This window comes from Paenarthrobacter sp. YJN-5 (genome assembly GCF_015040095.1).
GTDB classification, from domain to species: domain Bacteria; phylum Actinomycetota; class Actinomycetes; order Actinomycetales; family Micrococcaceae; genus Arthrobacter; species Arthrobacter ureafaciens.
On the sequence record NZ_CP053544.1, the window covers coordinates 488694 to 504263 of the forward strand.

Below are 15570 nucleotides of genomic sequence, written 5' to 3' on the forward strand. Positions count from 1 at the left end.
CTTACGGGTGTCCTTTAGGTGTACTGCACGTGCCCTGTACGGGGTTTTTGGGCGCGCGCAATTCCTTATGTGGGTGCCTCATCGGGCAGGACGGCTTTGGGGCCGTGGGGCTGGAGGGCCTACTTGCTCAGGTTTGCCAGGCGTTCGGGGCTGAGCAGTTCCTCGAGTTGGGTTGCGGTGAGCAAGCCGTGTTCGAGGACGAGCTCTGCCACGCCTTTGCCCGTGGCCAGGGCTTCCTTGGCGATTGCTGTGGCTGAGGCGTATCCGATGTGCGGGTTCAGTGCCGTGACGAGACCGATCGACTGCTCCACGGTAAGCCGTAGCCGTTCGGTGTTTGCGGTGATGCCCCGGACGCAGCGGGCCGTCAAAGTGCGGCACGCTGCTTCGAGATGGGAAATGCTCTTGTGCAGGCTGTGCACAATGATCGGTTCGAAGGCATTCAGCTGGAGCTGGCCTGCCTCCGCGGCCATGGTGACGGTGACATCGTTGCCGATGACCTCGTATGCGACCTGGCTGACTACTTCCGGGATCACCGGGTTGATCTTGCCGGGCATGATCGAGGAGCCGGACTGGACAGCCGGCAGGTTGATCTCGCCCAATCCCGCACGCGGCCCGGAGGACAGCAGGCGGAGGTCGTTGCAAATCTTGGACAGCTTCACGGCGACGCGCTTGAGCACGCCTGAAAGGTGGACGAACGCGCCTACGTCCTGCGTAGCTTCGATGAGGTCCGCTGCTGTCAAAAGGGGAAGGCCGGTTACTTCGGCGAGGTGCCGGCACGCGGCATCGGCGTATCCTGCAGGGGCGTTCAGTCCCGTGCCGATGGCCGTGGCACCCAGATTGATCTCGTGGATCAGCATGTGGGACTCATCCAGGCGGGCGCGGTCCTCGCCGATCGTCACGGCGTAGCCGCCGAATTCCTGGCCCAAAGTCATGGGAACAGCGTCCTGCAGCTGCGTGCGGCCCATCTTCACGACCGTGCGGAACTCGCGGCCTTTCTCAGCAAAAGCTACTTCAAGTTCTTCCAGTGCTTCCAGGAGTTCCTTGACGGAGAAGATCGTGGCGAGGTTGACCGCCGTCGGGTAGACGTCGTTGGTTGACTGGCTCAGGTTGACGTGGTCGTTGGGGTGGAGCTTGGAGTAATCACCCTTGGGGTGGCCCAGGATTTCCAAGGCGCGGTTGGCGATGACCTCGTTGGCGTTCATGTTGGAGCTGGTCCCGGCTCCGCCTTGGATCACATCCACCATGAACTGTTCGTGGAGCTTGCCGTCCATGATGTCCTGACATGCCTGGTCGATCGCGTTGGCGCGTTCGGTGTCCAGCAAGCCAAGTTCATGGTTGGTCCGTGCAGCGGCCTGCTTGACTGCCGCGAGGCCACGGACCAAGTGCTTGTTGGTGGAAAGCGGCTGACCTGTGATGGGGAAGTTCTCGATGGCGCGCAGGGTATGAACGCCCCAGTAAGCGTCTGCGGGAACATCGCGGTCGCCCAGAAGGTCGTGCTCGGAACGGAGAGGGATCGCCTGATCGACGGTGGTCATAGCTGTCCTTTAGTTTGTGGTGAAAATGTGTGCTGCACGGAGCTCGCCGACCGGAAGGCCGCCACCCAGCACGGGTGGGCTCTGCAGCGTGTCCAAAGTGCCGCCGTCGAGCCCCAGACGACGAAGCACCTCAAGGGTGATGGGCATGCGGGCGCGGTCCCCGCCGTCGGAAATCTTCACGGCCACTGCCCGGCCGTCGGCGAGGCCGACCAGCTGCAGGCCCTCGAAACCGTCCTTGGCGAGCAGGCCCGGGACCGCGCGCATCAGCGCAGTGACATCGCGACCCTCGCCGGCCACCATATCCGGGTTACGGCGCATCGCGTGGGCTACTTTGCCTTCGTTTGTTTGTTCGTCGGCTGAAGCGAGGCGGCCGTAGGCGCGGGCCATCGCGTGCAGCGAGTGGGCGAACAGGGGAGTACCGCAGCCATCGGTGCTGACCGCGGCCGCTTCCTCGCCCGTGAGTTCAGTGATGGTGTCCCGCACCAGGACCTGCAGCGGGTGTTCGGGGTGCAAGTAGCCCTCCACCGGCCAGCCGTTGATGACACAAACGGAGGCCATGGACGCGTGCTTGCCGGAGCAGTTCTGCGCCAGCCGGGTGGGGCCGTTGCCCTCGCGGAGCCACTGGTTGCGTTCGTTGAATCCGTAGGGGAGGTCCGTGCTGTTGGCCAGGCTGGTTACCGTCAGGCCATGCAGCCGGAGGATTTCCGCTGCGCCGTCACGGTGGTCCTTGCCTCCCGAATGGCTGGCTGCCGTCAAAGCCAGAAGCCGTTCCGGGATGTCCAGGCCGGCCTTGAGGAGCGCCACGGCTTGAAGCGGCTTCAGGCTCGACCGCGGGTACATCGGCGCGTCCGGTTCCCCGGCTTCCAGAGCCGTGCTGCTGTCCGCATTCAGTGCCACCAGCGAGCCGTAGTGGATGCTCTCCACCAGTCCGTCGCGGGTCTGCTCAACCAGCGGGACGTGGCGGGTGGCTTGCTTGACCATTTCCATGGTTTCCTTTGTCATTTGCTGAGGATCGTCTCGAGTGCCACGCTGACGGCCTGCAGGTGCTCAGCCATTGCTTTGCTGGCGCCCTGTGAGTCGCCTTCTTCGATGGCGTTCAGGATGGCGACGTGTTCTTCATCGGAACGGTGTTGCCGGTCAGCGACGAGGTTCAGGGTTTCGGACTGGTGGGCGAGGGCGTCGCGGATGTCCTGGACGACGCTCGCGAACACGCGGTTCCCGCTGGCGCGTGCGACGGCGGAGTGGAAGGTCGCGTCAAGGTTCACCCACGCTTCGGGGTCGTTTTCGTGCAGCATCTCCTGGACGATGTCCTTGAGGTGCTCAAGTTCCTCTCCAGTGCGCCTTTCGGCAGCAAGCCCTGCCGCGGGGATCTCGATATGGGGACGGGCCTCATTGAGATCGCGTGCGCTGTACTGGCCCAAGGTAAGGTCATTAGCAACCTTGTTCGCCACCACGAACGTGCCCTTGCCGGTCTTGGTGGTGGTGAGGCCCAGCGTGTTGCAGGACCGGAGTGCTTCGCGGATCACGGAGCGGCTGACGCCATACTGTGCTGCCAGCGTTGCTTCGGAGCTGAGCTTGGTGCCGATATCGAACTGTCCGCCCTCGATTGCCCTCCTGAGTGCGGCGAACACCGCTTCTGCCGCTGAAATTCGGGAGATGGGAGTGGGCGTCGAGCGGCTGGTGCTCGCACCATGCTGTCCGGCTGTCCGGCTGTCTGACAGGTTCACGATATTGAATATGGCACGGGTCACAAGGGGCTGTCAACGCTGAAAGGACTGCTTCACGCTTTGGTGGTTGGGGTGGTGTCAGTTCCGGTTGAGGCCGTGTATCCGAGTCATCAAGGCGGCCTTGTAGTGCGATTCCGCCGCGTTGACCTCGGTGGAAGGCGTGCTCGGCCCGAAAACACGGAGAAGGCTGAAGAGAAAGTGGCGGGCATGGTCTGTCTTGGCACCCGTGGTACTGCCGACGCTCTCTACGGCTAGCTCCCTGAGGGCCACGTTGCCGCCGTGACCATCCCGGGCATAGGCCGTCCATCGCCCGAGGATTCGCTCAGAACCGTCTGCCTTGCCGACGTATTGTTTGCCATTGCTGGAGTCGGTGATGAGGTAGATGCCCTGAACTTCAGCCAGTGCTGCGCGCCAATCCGAGTAGCGGGAATCATCCACCAGCTCCCGCAGCTGGTGAAAGGTGAGCAGGACTCCGTCGAAGCCCGGAAACGGGACCTTATCGCGGTCGGCAATCTCGATCACCTGCATACGCCGGGCGCTTGCTGACTGCGCACTGCGGTGCCAACTCCGCGGGTTATCCCAATCGACGACCAGTCGGTCCTTGAGCGTAGCCAGGAAGTTGCTCGGCCGGAGGTCGAAGTATCGGCAATCTTGGGTACGCTCCTCTTCCAACTCGCCGTGATTTTCGAATGCGCCCCACAGCCGCGAGCGATTCTTGCCATCGGCGATGAAAATGACCCACACTTGGCCGGGCTGAGCGGGGAAGCGGCGCGGGGAGACGTCCTGCTCACGCGTGTAGGCATGAACCTTCTGCATGGTCAGATCCTCGAAGCCGCGAAGGGCAGATTCGTCATTGGCCCTGAAAGAGTGGCGGATGACGTGGATTTGCTCCAGTTGAATCGGCGGATCATGCTCCGCGCCAACGCCGGCCAAAACGTGGGCGAGAGTTAGGGACTGCTGCTGGTCCACTGCCCCCAATGCAGTTCTCTCCGATCAGTCGCCTCGCTGTACTGGATTAGTCAATCATGAGGGAGTGAATGCTCAGTTCTATTTCCGCGCGGCCGTCACAACCAGAGGCAGCAAACGTACCCTGGCAGTTACCTCTTCAGCGATGTCCGGCAAGGATCCCAGCTCCCGCAGCAATTCTTTCTTGGCGGCGTCAAATGCATCGATCATTTGCTCGCAGTAGTGCACAACAACGCTTTCTGCGGCATCGCTGGGGACGCCAAATTGCGCGCCTGTGGCGACCAGCATTTGTTTGCTGATTCTTTGCAAGCGGTACTCGCCCTTCACGCTCATCGCTAAATTGATGCTGGATTCGCCGTCCCAATAGGGTGCGTACGTAGCGAGGTCGTAGAGCGGCGCAAACCGGACTTCCTCGCCGTGGAGTAGCAGCGAATAGTTCTTCGCATGGGCGTCTGTACAGCCGGCCACCGTATTGAAGACGAAAGCCCGATATAACGACTCGCCTGCCGCTCTGCGGTCTGCTTCGAGCGGGAACGACCTGACGAGGGAGGCCATGTCGCCGGCGCCCGGACCGCCGTCGCGATGCTGGTATTTCTTGGCGGGCGAGACGCTGAGGGCCTGGCAGAAGTCTTCTTGATGCAGGCGGCGCCAGGTTCCGTCTAGGGCGTGGCGGTCATAGCGACGCGTGACGAAAACGTCCCATCCACCGATCCGTTTGAGCTCGGAGTTCGCTACCTCGAGCCCTAGGAAAGCAGCGGCGCGCATCGTCAATTGTTCGACGACATCCAAACGGCTGAAGCTGCCCGCCGCGGGTTTGAGGATGTGCGTCGTAGGGGTGGCATCCGCGGGAACCGCCCACGTGCCATCCGGGAGTTGGTGGAGAGCGATCTTCGGGTGTGCTCCGGCCAAGCTGAAGCGTCCCGCCGCATCATCGTAGGGAGTGCCGTCTTCGTACTCCGTCACCACGTGGTCCAGCATCGCGGCCACCTCAGAGTCGGAGACCGGTGTTACAGAGGTCCTCTGGAACTTGCCATCGGATGATTCCGCTCCCGGTGGCAGGAATTGCAGCGCGCCCGCGACGTCCGCGCCGATGTGTTCAAGAACTGCAAAAGGGTTCGCTGGTGAGACCCTGAATCGCCTGGCGATTGTCTGCAGGGCGCCCTCGCTGTCCGGAAGCAGGCCTTGAAGGAAGGGCAAAACGGCGCGCTTCTTGTGCGATCTCGCAGCCAGCGGCATGGAAAGGGACAGTGGTGTTGCGTCACGGCGCGCCTGATATTCGGGGAGGTAGTCGAACACCAGGTTCCCTGAGGCGGACTGCTCCACTCGTCCGCAGAGCGTCCCATCCATGAAGACATCGAGTGCGCGGGTACTCACCATCGAACATCGCCCGTCTCGCTGTCCCGGATTGCGAGCTCGAACCCCAGTGCTTGGAATACGTCCATGAACTTGGATGTCTCCACAGTGGCCTTGCCGGATTCGAGGTCGATGAGGAAGGTTCGCGAGACGTTTGCCCGTCGCGCCAACTCGGCTTGCGACCAGCCGCGTTCTTCCCTCAGTTCCCGGACCAATGGTCCGGCTTCCCGCACGGTCCTCAACGAGCTCTCCTGTCGCCGTACGGCAACTTCTTCAATTGTCGCCGTACGCCGACTTTAGCATTTGTTGCCGTACGGCAACAGGAATCTGGGCTTCACGACAAAGAAAGCCTGGCACCGCCCTGCGGGCAGTGCCAGGCTTTTGCGCTCCTGCTTCATCAGCAGGGGCGCCAGGTTTTTCCGCCGGGTGCGTAGCAGCGGGGTCCGGTGTAACCCGGATATGGGTTTGATGGAGCAGCCGGCTGCGGAGCTACATACTTCGGAGCAGGTGGAACATACGGTTGCGGCGCCGGAATGTTCCGCAAGCGTTCAGCTTCCGCTGCGGCGGCTGCCGCTCGGGCCTGTTCCGCGGCGGCAGCTTCGTCAGCCGCCTTCTTAGCTGCGGCTGCTGCTTCCTCGGCGGCCTTCTTCTCCGCCGCTGCCTTGGCTTCAGCGGCTTTGCGCTCTTCCTCAGCCTTTTTCTCAGTTGCGGCCAGCGTTTTCTGCTGCTCCTTGACCTGGTTCAGCGTGGTGTCGGCGCGGGTAATCCGGTCTGACAATGCCTTGAGTTTTGAGGCAGCTTCTCCAGTGGAGTACGCCGCCCAGATGATGGAATGCTCGGAGTCCCTCTCTGCAGACAAGAGGTCATGGGCGGCCTTGGCGGCGACGAGCGCCGAAGCCCATGTCGACGCGGATGCACCAGCGGCTGATGAAGTCGTTGCCGGGGCGGCCTCCTCAGCGGATGCCAGCGCCTCTGAAGCAGCTGCCACCTTGGCCGGAAGCGTGCATTCTATGGATTCCGCGAAAAGCCCCTCCCCGGCTTTGCGCGCTTCGTCGTGGGCAGCCTGTACCGGAGGCAGGAATTTGCGGTTTTCGCCTACAACCATTGGGACGCCGAGTCCTTTTCTGGCGATCTCAGCATTGACCAATTGATTGGAAGCGTTGAAGACACCAGCCAAAGTCCTGCCGTACTTGTCGTGCCGCTCGACGTCGAACTCGAGCCGAACCTTGCTTCCAGCGGGCAGCGCTTGTTTGAGGTATTCCGAAGCCTCCGGACCCAGGCACTCCGTCGGCTTGTTTGGGTCCTTTGTCTCCGGTGTATTCACGTTCAGTAGGCGGATGGTCTGGTCGTTGTTGTTGATCGAGACGACTACGGTGTCGCCGTCGACCACCCGCACAACAGTTCCGGAGTCTGCGTTTGCTGCCGCAGCAGCGATGAGAGAACCGGCGACGAGCGCTGCGGCGGCAGTCGATCCGATGAGCAGCTTACGCATGACGCCCCCTGCTCTGTCTGAAGGGTTGGTCGGAGCGTGGGCAAGCACTTATGCCGTCTGTTTGGGCGCGCAAATAGTCCCCCTTTTTGCGTTTGAGTCGAGTGAGGAAAGCTCAGCGTACTTGACGGTGCAACTTATTGCTGAACGTGCCAGCGAACGTCAAAGTTTGTGTCCTGCAGGCCTACAAGCGTGCCCATTGTCAGCGCATAATTGCTGGCATGACTGCCCCTCAATCCCGTGACACGTCGGAGCTTCCTCGCGTCACGGTGGAGGTGCCCGTGTTGAGCATCGGTGCCGGTCCTACGGATTACGAGGACCTGGGTCGCCACGTTGACGCGCTGAGGAAGCCGGGCAGCCTGCATATGACTCTCCTGCACATCGGCATACTGGAGCGCTTGGCTGCCGACATCTTCGCCTGGACCAAGGGGCGGATGCCTGCGGAAAGGGCGGCACTGGAGATAGCCACCTGGCTTCGTGAACTTCCTGTGCTCGACGGTTTTCTGGGCAAGTCAGACACCATCCTTACCCTAGGCGGTGGACGTATCAGCAGTCTGGAGGTCGTGGTTCCGCAGGCAGTGCATGACTACCAGACCTTGTTGCTTCAAGGGCTGCATGTGCTTCTTGACGACCTGGGCTTGGACTATATCGATGACTTCATTCTCAGCTCGCCGGCGCTTGGTTACCGGTCACCCCACTGGATACCGCACGTGGCGGTGGGCAAGGCACGTGCGAAACATCAAGAGCCCATTAAGATAGAAACGCTGGCTTTGGAATTCGGAACATCCCGAATACGGAACGAGATGTCCCTCCCGTCCGTTGTCTAGAGCGACCATGACTCCCATCACCGAGGAAACTCAATGCAACCCCGCGCCCTTTTCCGAACTGTTGCCTTCGCCGAAGCCGTCACTTGGACTCTTCTTCTGATCGCGCTTTTCCTTAAGTACGTCACCAAGACGACTGGTGCAGCGGTGAGCATTGCAGGTGGTGTCCACGGATTCGTTTTCCTCTGTTACGCCTTCATTGCCGCGTTCACGTGGGTCAACCAGAAATGGAAGGCCCGCACCGGGCTCGTGGCCATCGTGTCGGCTGTCATTCCGTATGCCACCATCCCCGTCGAAAAGTCACTTGATCGCAGAGGCCTCCTTGCCGGACATTGGCGCCTTGCCGCTGGACGCGAGGAACCGATGGGTGCTGTGGAGAAAATTCAGGCCTGGATCTTGGCTAAGCCGATCCTTGCCGCAGTAGTGGTGTTGGTCGGCGTGGCTGCAGTATTTAGCTTCCTTTTGTACATGGGGCCGCCGGATACGTGGTTCTCGTAGGGCACGTTCGCCGCTGACCAGGTCCTGTCAGTATTCCCCGGCCAACTTCTGGGCAGCGAGCTGGCGGATCCAGCCGGGAGTCTCTTTGCCCAGCCGACGATCGCAAACCAATCGAAGCCGTGCTGCCGCAATCTGGACACCGCGATCATATGAAACGGGTGAAACCTTCCTGGAATAGGTGGAAGGGTTTCGATCTGCCGGGGGGACTGCGTTTGCTGCGCTTGTCTTGGCTGTGCCGTTGCGACCTTCTTTGATGCCCGGGGGCGCGTTTTTCCGTCGAGTTGGGTGGGTTTTGCCGTCGATGTGGGTGGTGGCGGTGCGGCTGTTTTGTTTCTGGTGCCCGGGGTTGGTGGTTTTAGTCGGTGGTGCCGGGGCAGCCCCAGGAGTGGGGGTTTTGTTCGCAGGTGTCGGCGACGAGTGCTGTTTCGGTTTTCCAGACGTGGATGGTTTGGGGTGTGGTGGTTAGGTTGAGGGTTCCGTTGATGGGTAGGGGTGGGCCGTTGTTGACGGTGTAGGTGCCGGTGTAGGTGGTGGTGAGTGTAGTGGGGTAGTTGCCGGTGGTGGTGTAGGTGTGGCTGGTTTGGGTGGTGGTGGTGAGCCATTGGTTGTCGGGGATGGGGTGGCCGGTGGTGGGTGTTGGTCCGAGGGTTTGGCCGTCGCCGTAGTTGTAGGTGTAGGTGGTGGGGGTGGCTGTGAGGTGGACGTTTTGTCCGAGGATGGTCAGGTTGAAGGTTTGGGGTGTGGTGGTGGCGTAGAAGTTGGTGGGTGCCCCGATGAGGGTGTTGGGGAAGGGCTGGGTTGTGAGGGTTCCGGGGTTGAGGGGTAGTTGGCGGAAGTCGGTGAGGATGCGGGCTGCGATGTCGTCGAGGATGTTGTGGGGTTCGGGGCCGTAGAGGCAGGTGGGGCCGGTGACGGGGATCCAGTCGGTCCAGCCGGGGTTGGTGATGGCTTTGGGGGCTTCTTTCCAGATCACGGGTGTGCCGGTGGCGCCGTTGGGTGATGGTGGGCAGGCGAGGGTGAGGCATCCGGGGTCCACGGTGTCGGGCCCGTCGGCGCGGCAGTGGGTATCGGCCATGTACTGATTCGGGTCCTCGGATGCTTCGCCTGTTGTGTCCGAGTTTCCGACTCTCCGGTTAGATCTTCCCGTGGCCGGGTCGAACTGCCATACCGCTCCAAGGAACACTGACCCCTCTTGGAATCCTGCGTTGAGATCAGGGGGTGGAGGGTTCAGGGGTACCTGGACATGGGCCTGCGTGTCGCTAGTGGACGCATGAGAAATAACAAGAGCCATCACAATCGCAGCCAGGAGTACCCGCCTCACCGGATGATGCCCGTATCCAGGGTCGTCCAAGCGTCATTCCGGAACTCGGCAAAGAAGGCGACGGCATCATTGGTAGCACCGGTAAGTTCTCGGTGCTCAGTGCCGTCTGCGGCAAAGTAGCGGATCTCCGTTTGAATAAGTTGTACCTGTGCCTGCTGACTATATGACGAGGAATCCCAGCGAACTTCCACCACCGGGGTCTGGAGGATTCCTCCGGTCATCCAAGAACCGTCTTCATAGCTCTTGGATACTGCTCGACCAAGATGACCGCAAAGGGCGCATTGTTGAGACGAGAGGCCAGCGACACGAGCAGTATCACCGGTTTCGTAGGCGTAGCTCAGCAGTTGAAACCAGTACCGAATGAACGCCTCCAACCCCTCCTTCGAGTTCTCCTTCGCCAGCTCGGGCATGACGGGCACCGGCACGTTCTCGGCTTTGCCCTTCGAATCAGCAGGCTTGTAGACCCCCGGATTCCCGGAGAAGGGACTCGAGGAACCGGAAGGCGAGGCACTTGCTGCGGGAGGCGCCGTCATAGTTTCCGTAACCGCGCCTGGAACCGGCGGCGAGCCAGGGTCTTGGCATGAACTCAGGAGCACAAGCGCAGAAACCGTGAGAGCAACGGAACGGAAAAGGGCAGGCGAAAGAGCAAACAAAAAGCGTGGCAATGTACAGACTCCCCAGCGACTGTTTTTGGCGTAGTGCTGGCCAGTCTAAGCAGGGGGTTCGCGCTGGTTCGAGCCGGAAAGACCCATCTGTGGATAACTGCATGGGGAAGAATTTGCTGGATCATTGCTCAGCCGGGGCAGCAGATTCGCGGAATCCGGAGGCCCAGCAGTGGTGTGGCATGGAATGATCCAGCAAAATTCAGCCGGAGCTGGATGTTATCCCCGCAGCTTGTCCATGTCGCGGCGGTCCTTCTTGGTCGGCCGGCCGGCACCGCGGTCGCGTTGGGGCAGACCCAGCTGGGGAAGGACAGGTCGCGGGGGAGTGTGGTCGGTGTAGCAATGCGATGCGGCCTCGGCGCCCACACGCTTGGCAATGAGTCGCCGCACTTCGAAAACGCGTTCCCACCCGGATTCGCGAACCCGGATGGTGTCTCCCACAATCACAGTCTGCGACGCCTTCACGGGGTTGCCGTTAAGGCGGACATGCCCGGCCCGGCAAGCTGCCGTCGCGGCGGAACGGGTTTTGTAGGCTCGGATCGCCCACAGCCAAGCGTCAACGCGGACGGTGGCCGGGGCGGAAGACTGGCTGCTCATGATGCAGTCGAGTCTAGCGAAAGCGGTTACGGCGGAGAGTCGTGTGTTCGCCGAAAACGTACGTTGACCGCTGCAAGGCTACAGCGAGCATGCAGGCTTCCCGCGAACTGGGCAGCACCGCCGCACCGGCCCGCCACCACGCCGCACCGGGGCCCCCACCCCGCGAAACACCCCCTACCGCACCGTCACCTCCACCCGCTGCGCCACGTTGTTCCCTATGCCCTGGTAATTCCACACCTGTTCCGTGGGCTGGAGGGCACCGGACGAGTCCATGGCGCGGCATCGCAGCACGTGATCACCCTTGTTCGCCACCCACACCATGGACCACGACCGCCAAGCGAAGTCCCCAACGGGCGGATCGAGGTGCGCAGGCATCCACGTTCCATCGATGCCCACTTCCACGCGCTCCACGTCGCCATGCCCGGACCACGCGCGCCCGTGAAGCATCACCGGTCCGGCATCCACTACCCGGCGACGGCTGAAGAAATCGGGAATCCCGGGCGGCACCATCAAAGACCGCACACGAATGTGGGTCACGGGCAGCCCCGGCCCGTCAGGACCTTGGAGGTAGTGGTAGGCAACAGCTTGCTGGTACCCCATAAACCTGGTTGTCACAGCTTCAATGGACGCCAGCCACTTCACGCTCGCCATTCCATACCAGCCCGGCACCAGCAACCGGAGCGGGAACCCGTGCTGCAGCGGCAGCGGTTGACCGTTCATTGCGTACACCAGCATCACCTCGGGGTGCATGGCCTCCTCGATGGTCAGGCTCCGCGCATACGGCTCTTCGACGCCGCCTTGGATGCCGCTGTCAGCGCCGGTGAAGACGAGTTCGACGGCGTCACTCGCCAACCCGGCCTCCTCCAGCAGGGGCGCCAGGGGAGTTCCGGTCCATTCGGCGGTGCCCACGGCTCCAAGGACCCAGGGCTGGCTGAGTGGCCGGGGTTGCAGGAGCGATCGCCCGTTTCCCGCGCATTCGAGCGTGACGGGCATGGTGACGGCGGGCCGGGCTTTGAGATCGTCGAGGCTGAGCTCCAGAGAGCGTGAAACAGCCCCGCCCAGCCGCAGCCGCCACGTCTCGAGCGAAACATGCGGAATGTCGAAATGGATCAGCAGGTAATGCAGTCCCGCCGGGGTGAGGTCGTCGTGCAACGCTTCAAGCGGCATCGAGTGGTTCCGGCCGGCGAGTTGGAGTTCTTCGTGGGTGAGTGGGCCTTGGGTCGGTTGGCCCGGGGTGGCGGCAAGGCCGCGTTCAATATGGGGTGTGGACATGGCGGGCGGCGTTCTACTGGAACCGACGCTGCGGATGTGCCGCAGCACTTAGGTCAAGGATCACGCCGCGCCGGAACCGCCGTCAATAGGACGTTGCAAGGCCTACCGGCGTCGAAGTTCCGGGTACTCCAGGTGCGGCGCCACCGTGCCGGCATCCCGCTCGAGGAAGTTCACGGCGGGGGCAACAATATCGTCGATCTCGTCCAGGATGGCTTCGCTGAGTACGACGTCCGCGGCCTTCAGGTAATCGGTAAGGTGCTCCTCGGTCCGTGGTCCGATGATGACGCTGGTGACGGCGGGGTGGTTCATGGCGAATGCCACGGCCAGTTGGATCAAGGAGATGCCGTAGCGGGCAGCGACCCGGCCCAAGGCATCGGCCGCGTGCAGCTTCGCTTGGTTGAAGGGCGCGGTCACGTCGAAGCGGCCCGGGACAGCCGAGAAGCGCGAACTTTCAGGCTGACCGCCACCCACCCGGTACCCGCCGGCGAGCCAGCCGCCGTCGAGCGGTCCGTAACTCAAAACCCCGACGCCGTATTGCTGGGTGATGGGGAAAACGTCCCGTTCGTTGGCACGCACCAGGAGCGAATACGGAACCTGGTCCACGACTGGGGGCGTGAGGTGGTTGGTGTTGGCAATCCACTGTGCCTCCACCAGTTGCGCGGGACTGAATACAGAGGTGCCGTAGTAGAGGATTTTGCCTTGCCGGATGAGGTCGTTGAGGGCGGTGATGGTTTCCAGCAGGTCGGTGTTGTAGTCCGGGCGATGTGCTTGGTAAAGGTCGATCCTGTCCGTATCCAAGCGACGCAGGCTGTCTTCCACTGCCCTGACGATCCAGCGCCGCGAGTTGCCGGCGTGGGCGGGATTGGAACCCATCTGGCCGTGAAACTTGGTGGCGAGGAAGACCTCGTCGCGACGGCCGTGGATGGCTTGGGCCACCACGTTTTCGGCCTCGCCCTGGGAGTAGATATCCGCGGTGTCGATGCTGGTGATCCCGGCATCGAGGGCTGCTTTGATGATGCGGATACTGTCCGCGGGGCCCGTGGGGGCGGTTCCCGTCCCGAAGTTCAATGTGCCAAGGGTGAGGGGGCTGATCAGGGCGCCGGTGCGTCCAAGCGTCCGTAGCTCGTTGAGGCTCATGTCGGCTTCCTGTGGTGGGGGAGGTGTCCCGTCGAGGCTACACAGCGCTGCGGGACGCAGAAACGCAAGTGGTAGAACTTCTTCGTTTTTCGTCTTGGGAAGTAACGGAAGGGGCCTTACTGCGAGACATTTCTTGACACCGGGCAATACAAACGACTTCCGGATCCACAAACGTGGAGGTTCCCGGGAACGCATGAATCATGGGGAAAGAGGTTCAATCGACGCGCAAAGGGGACAGATCAAATGACACGGACAACGGTGGATGAAACAGCAGCGATCAAGGCTGCCTTTGCCCGGTTCCCGTCCGGTGTGGCTGCGTTCAGTGCAATGGTCGACTTCACGCCCGAGGCCTTGGTGGCATCGTCCTTTACAGTTGGCGTTTCCTTGGAGCCTCCGCTGGTGATGTTTGCCGTGCAGAACTCCTCCACCACGTGGCCCAGGCTTCGGCAGGCAGCCCGGCTCGGTGTATCCGTGCTTGCCGAGGGGCAGGAAGCCGCGTGCCTCCAGCTCTCCTCCAAGACCCGCGACCGCTTTGACGGCTTGGCCCACAGCGTCACCGACTCGGGGGCTGTGCTGATCGACGGAGCCGTGCTGGGTTTCGAGTGCGAAGTCGTGTCAGAGACTCCGGCGGGGGATCACGCGATCGTGGTCCTTGAGGTCAAGTCCACCAACGTCAACCATGATTCCGAGCCACTCATCTACCACGGGGCATCGTTCCGCCAGCTGGCGGCCTGACCCCGCCTAGGAGTTGCGGCTGGCACCGCTCAAGGAACCCTTGCGCACTTGGCCCGGGGACTTCCCTTTGACGGTGTTCTTGGGCCCCTGCTTGTTGGCAAGGGGCTTGAGTGCGACCGGTTGGACTGGTTTTGCGGGTTCAGCCTTCGTGGCAGGGTCCGCTGGTGCGGGCGCTGTTCCTGCGTCCGGGGAAGGACCATTTCCTGACGACGGTTTGGCCGGCGATCCCGACTCTCCCACCTCGCGGACTGTCACCTTGATGGCCGGGGGCTGTTCAGCCTTGGCCCGGGCAGCCGCCCGCTGGTCAGCTTTGGCCACGGCCTCGGCCCAGCCCTTCGCCAGGACGGGCGGTTCCTTGGCTGCGGCCACGACGAGGGGATGGTGGTTGGTCTGGGTGTCCATCCTGGACTTCCACGTGCCGTCCTTGACGGAGGCAGCCGCCCCCGCGACCCGGCGTCGGGCTTCTCCAAGGAGGTCACGCTTCGGCTGGGCCGGGGCAGGTGGCGTTTCAACCATTACCGGGGGTGCGGAAGGTGCGGGCGGAGCGGCAACAGCGGCTGCGGCAACGGCGGCCACGTGACCGGTAGCGGGCTCATTCAGCGGAGCGCCAGCAGTAGGCAGGACGCCGGAACCAACCGGGGCGGAGGAGTCCTCCGGCCGCTGGGGGAGGTGGACGATCGGCGTCGTTTCCTTCTTGGGGAAGATGCCGAAAAGCGCAAGGATGATGATCGACAGCAGACGCCCGATACCGGCCACCACAAGCGTGATGATGATGACGAATCCCAGACCCAGGAACATGAGGACTGCCATCCCCAACGTCCCCAGGTAGGTCAGATTGATGGCGAGCGTTGTCGGATCCTCCACGTAGCCTCCCCTGGCTTTGCGTTTTGATGCCCGCGGTCTCCCCCGCTTGCACATCTAGCCTACGGTCCGGCACCGACGGAATCACGCCCGGCTCAGCACTCCTGCGGGGTTGTTTCAAAGCTGTTATACGGCGTGGGAAAATATGTTGCGCAGCTCTCATTTACGGCCTCGGAAAGGGGCATTTTGACGCCCGATCTCACCCGTCTCCGCAACGGCGCTTGCCCGTGCCTGTCCTGGGATCCATACGACCAGTGCTGTGGCCGTTTCCACCGCTCGGAAGCCGGCGCGCCAACTGCCGAACAGCTCATGCGCTCGCGGTATTCGGCCTTCGTTGTCCTGGACCCCGAATACCTTCTTCGCACGTGGCATCCGAGCACGCGGCCGGACACCATGGACCTGGATCCGGACATGGAATGGCGGCGGTTGGACATTCTCGGAACCACGGCCGGCGGACCTTTGGACGCGCGGGGCACGGTGGAGTTCGCAGCTCACTACAGGCACGACGGCGAACGCGGAGTCCAGCGCGAACTCAGCCGTTTTGTGCGTGAGGACAAGCGTTGGTACTACGTGGACGGCGACGTTCGCTAACG

Annotated in this window: 17 protein-coding genes; 4 read left to right on the forward strand and 13 right to left on the reverse strand. The window is 62.3% G+C overall.

Annotated features, from left to right (window positions below; all coding sequences use genetic code 11):
* Window positions 1-119: 119 nt before the first annotated feature.
* The 7 genes from aspA to HMI59_RS02325 form a co-directional block, all read right to left on the reverse strand.
* Window positions 120-1535, reverse strand: coding sequence for an aspartate ammonia-lyase (aspA, locus tag HMI59_RS02295; protein WP_021473950.1), 1416 nt, complete (start codon window positions 1533-1535; stop codon window positions 120-122).
* Between the two features lie 9 nt (window positions 1536-1544).
* On the reverse strand, window positions 1545-2537 hold the full coding sequence (locus HMI59_RS02300) for an asparaginase (protein ID WP_193592670.1): 993 nt from the start codon (window positions 2535-2537) through the stop codon (window positions 1545-1547).
* On the reverse strand, window positions 2534-3262 hold the full coding sequence (locus HMI59_RS02305; protein WP_193592671.1) for a FadR/GntR family transcriptional regulator: 729 nt from the start codon (window positions 3260-3262) through the stop codon (window positions 2534-2536). The genes HMI59_RS02300 and HMI59_RS02305 overlap by 4 nt, the downstream gene beginning before the upstream one ends.
* A gap of 78 nt (window positions 3263-3340) precedes the next feature.
* On the reverse strand, window positions 3341-4231 hold the full coding sequence (locus HMI59_RS02310; protein ID WP_227471509.1) for a GIY-YIG nuclease family protein: 891 nt from the start codon (window positions 4229-4231) through the stop codon (window positions 3341-3343).
* 78 nt (window positions 4232-4309) lie between these two features.
* Window positions 4310-5605, reverse strand: coding sequence for a type II toxin-antitoxin system HipA family toxin (locus HMI59_RS02315; RefSeq protein ID WP_193592672.1), 1296 nt, complete (start codon window positions 5603-5605; stop codon window positions 4310-4312).
* Window positions 5599-5814: a helix-turn-helix domain-containing protein gene (locus HMI59_RS02320; protein ID WP_225740095.1), complete on the reverse strand. Its 216-nt coding sequence runs from the start codon at window positions 5812-5814 to the stop codon at window positions 5599-5601. Before HMI59_RS02320 ends, HMI59_RS02315 begins: the two co-directional genes overlap by 7 nt.
* 164 nt (window positions 5815-5978) lie before the next feature.
* Window positions 5979-7073 (reverse strand): thermonuclease family protein, encoded by a 1095-nt coding sequence (locus HMI59_RS02325; protein ID WP_193592673.1) that lies wholly within the window; start codon window positions 7071-7073, stop codon window positions 5979-5981.
* A 218-nt stretch (window positions 7074-7291) separates the two neighbouring features.
* Between HMI59_RS02325 and HMI59_RS02330 the strand changes: the two genes are divergently transcribed.
* Window positions 7292-7897: a hypothetical protein gene (locus tag HMI59_RS02330; RefSeq protein WP_205680063.1), complete on the forward strand. Its 606-nt coding sequence runs from the start codon at window positions 7292-7294 to the stop codon at window positions 7895-7897.
* Between the two features lie 33 nt (window positions 7898-7930).
* Window positions 7931-8392 (forward strand): DUF3817 domain-containing protein, encoded by a 462-nt coding sequence (locus HMI59_RS02335; RefSeq protein WP_166187528.1) that lies wholly within the window; start codon window positions 7931-7933, stop codon window positions 8390-8392.
* A gap of 355 nt (window positions 8393-8747) precedes the next feature.
* Here HMI59_RS02335 and HMI59_RS02340 read toward each other — a convergent pair whose 3' ends face one another.
* From HMI59_RS02340 to HMI59_RS02360, 5 genes are all read right to left on the reverse strand, one after another.
* Window positions 8748-9467 carry a hypothetical protein gene (locus tag HMI59_RS02340; protein WP_193592674.1) on the reverse strand — a complete coding sequence of 240 codons (720 nt, stop codon included), beginning with the start codon at window positions 9465-9467 and terminating at the stop codon, window positions 8748-8750.
* A 242-nt stretch (window positions 9468-9709) separates the two neighbouring features.
* Window positions 9710-10246 carry a DUF6318 family protein gene (locus HMI59_RS02345; protein WP_227471510.1) on the reverse strand — a complete coding sequence of 179 codons (537 nt, stop codon included), beginning with the start codon at window positions 10244-10246 and terminating at the stop codon, window positions 9710-9712.
* A 348-nt stretch (window positions 10247-10594) separates the two neighbouring features.
* Window positions 10595-10972 (reverse strand): RNA-binding S4 domain-containing protein, encoded by a 378-nt coding sequence (locus HMI59_RS02350; protein WP_166188168.1) that lies wholly within the window; start codon window positions 10970-10972, stop codon window positions 10595-10597.
* A 174-nt stretch (window positions 10973-11146) separates the two neighbouring features.
* On the reverse strand, window positions 11147-12244 hold the full coding sequence (locus tag HMI59_RS02355) for a sulfite oxidase (protein WP_193592675.1): 1098 nt from the start codon (window positions 12242-12244) through the stop codon (window positions 11147-11149).
* 102 nt (window positions 12245-12346) lie between these two features.
* The gene (locus tag HMI59_RS02360; protein ID WP_193592676.1) at window positions 12347-13381 is read right to left on the reverse strand and encodes an aldo/keto reductase; all 1035 of its coding nucleotides are present in this window, start codon (window positions 13379-13381) and stop codon (window positions 12347-12349) included.
* A gap of 243 nt (window positions 13382-13624) precedes the next feature.
* On the opposite strand from HMI59_RS02360, the gene HMI59_RS02365 reads away from it, so the two are divergent.
* Window positions 13625-14116, forward strand: coding sequence for a flavin reductase family protein (locus HMI59_RS02365; RefSeq protein ID WP_193592677.1), 492 nt, complete (start codon window positions 13625-13627; stop codon window positions 14114-14116).
* Between the two features lie 6 nt (window positions 14117-14122).
* Here HMI59_RS02365 and HMI59_RS02370 read toward each other — a convergent pair whose 3' ends face one another.
* Window positions 14123-14980, reverse strand: a complete 858-nt coding sequence (locus tag HMI59_RS02370) for a hypothetical protein (protein WP_193592678.1) — start codon at window positions 14978-14980, stop codon at window positions 14123-14125.
* A 183-nt stretch (window positions 14981-15163) separates the two neighbouring features.
* On the opposite strand from HMI59_RS02370, the gene HMI59_RS02375 reads away from it, so the two are divergent.
* Window positions 15164-15568: a YchJ family protein gene (locus HMI59_RS02375; protein ID WP_227471511.1), complete on the forward strand. Its 405-nt coding sequence runs from the start codon at window positions 15164-15166 to the stop codon at window positions 15566-15568.
* Window positions 15569-15570 lie beyond the last annotated feature (2 nt).

What these genes read in the sequence shown, in the direction of transcription:
- HMI59_RS02365 (WP_193592677.1), top strand. Translation starts at nt 13,625, where the DNA reads ATGACACGGACAACGGTGGATGAAACAGCAGCGATCAAGGCTGCCTTT.
- HMI59_RS02330 (WP_205680063.1), top strand. Translation starts at nt 7,292, where the DNA reads ATGACTGCCCCTCAATCCCGTGACACGTCGGAGCTTCCTCGCGTCACG.
- HMI59_RS02325 (WP_193592673.1), bottom strand. Translation starts at nt 7,073, where the DNA reads ATGCGTAAGCTGCTCATCGGATCGACTGCCGCCGCAGCGCTCGTCGCC.
- HMI59_RS02315 (WP_193592672.1), bottom strand. Translation starts at nt 5,605, where the DNA reads ATGGTGAGTACCCGCGCACTCGATGTCTTCATGGATGGGACGCTCTGC.
- HMI59_RS02335 (WP_166187528.1), top strand. Translation starts at nt 7,931, where the DNA reads ATGCAACCCCGCGCCCTTTTCCGAACTGTTGCCTTCGCCGAAGCCGTC.
- HMI59_RS02350 (WP_166188168.1), bottom strand. Translation starts at nt 10,972, where the DNA reads ATGAGCAGCCAGTCTTCCGCCCCGGCCACCGTCCGCGTTGACGCTTGG.
- HMI59_RS02360 (WP_193592676.1), bottom strand. Translation starts at nt 13,381, where the DNA reads ATGAGCCTCAACGAGCTACGGACGCTTGGACGCACCGGCGCCCTGATC.
- HMI59_RS02300 (WP_193592670.1), bottom strand. Translation starts at nt 2,537, where the DNA reads ATGACAAAGGAAACCATGGAAATGGTCAAGCAAGCCACCCGCCACGTC.
- aspA (WP_021473950.1), bottom strand. Translation starts at nt 1,535, where the DNA reads ATGACCACCGTCGATCAGGCGATCCCTCTCCGTTCCGAGCACGACCTT.
- HMI59_RS02340 (WP_193592674.1), bottom strand. Translation starts at nt 9,467, where the DNA reads ATGGCCGATACCCACTGCCGCGCCGACGGGCCCGACACCGTGGACCCC.
- HMI59_RS02355 (WP_193592675.1), bottom strand. Translation starts at nt 12,244, where the DNA reads ATGTCCACACCCCATATTGAACGCGGCCTTGCCGCCACCCCGGGCCAA.
- HMI59_RS02345 (WP_227471510.1), bottom strand. Translation starts at nt 10,246, where the DNA reads ATGACGGCGCCTCCCGCAGCAAGTGCCTCGCCTTCCGGTTCCTCGAGT.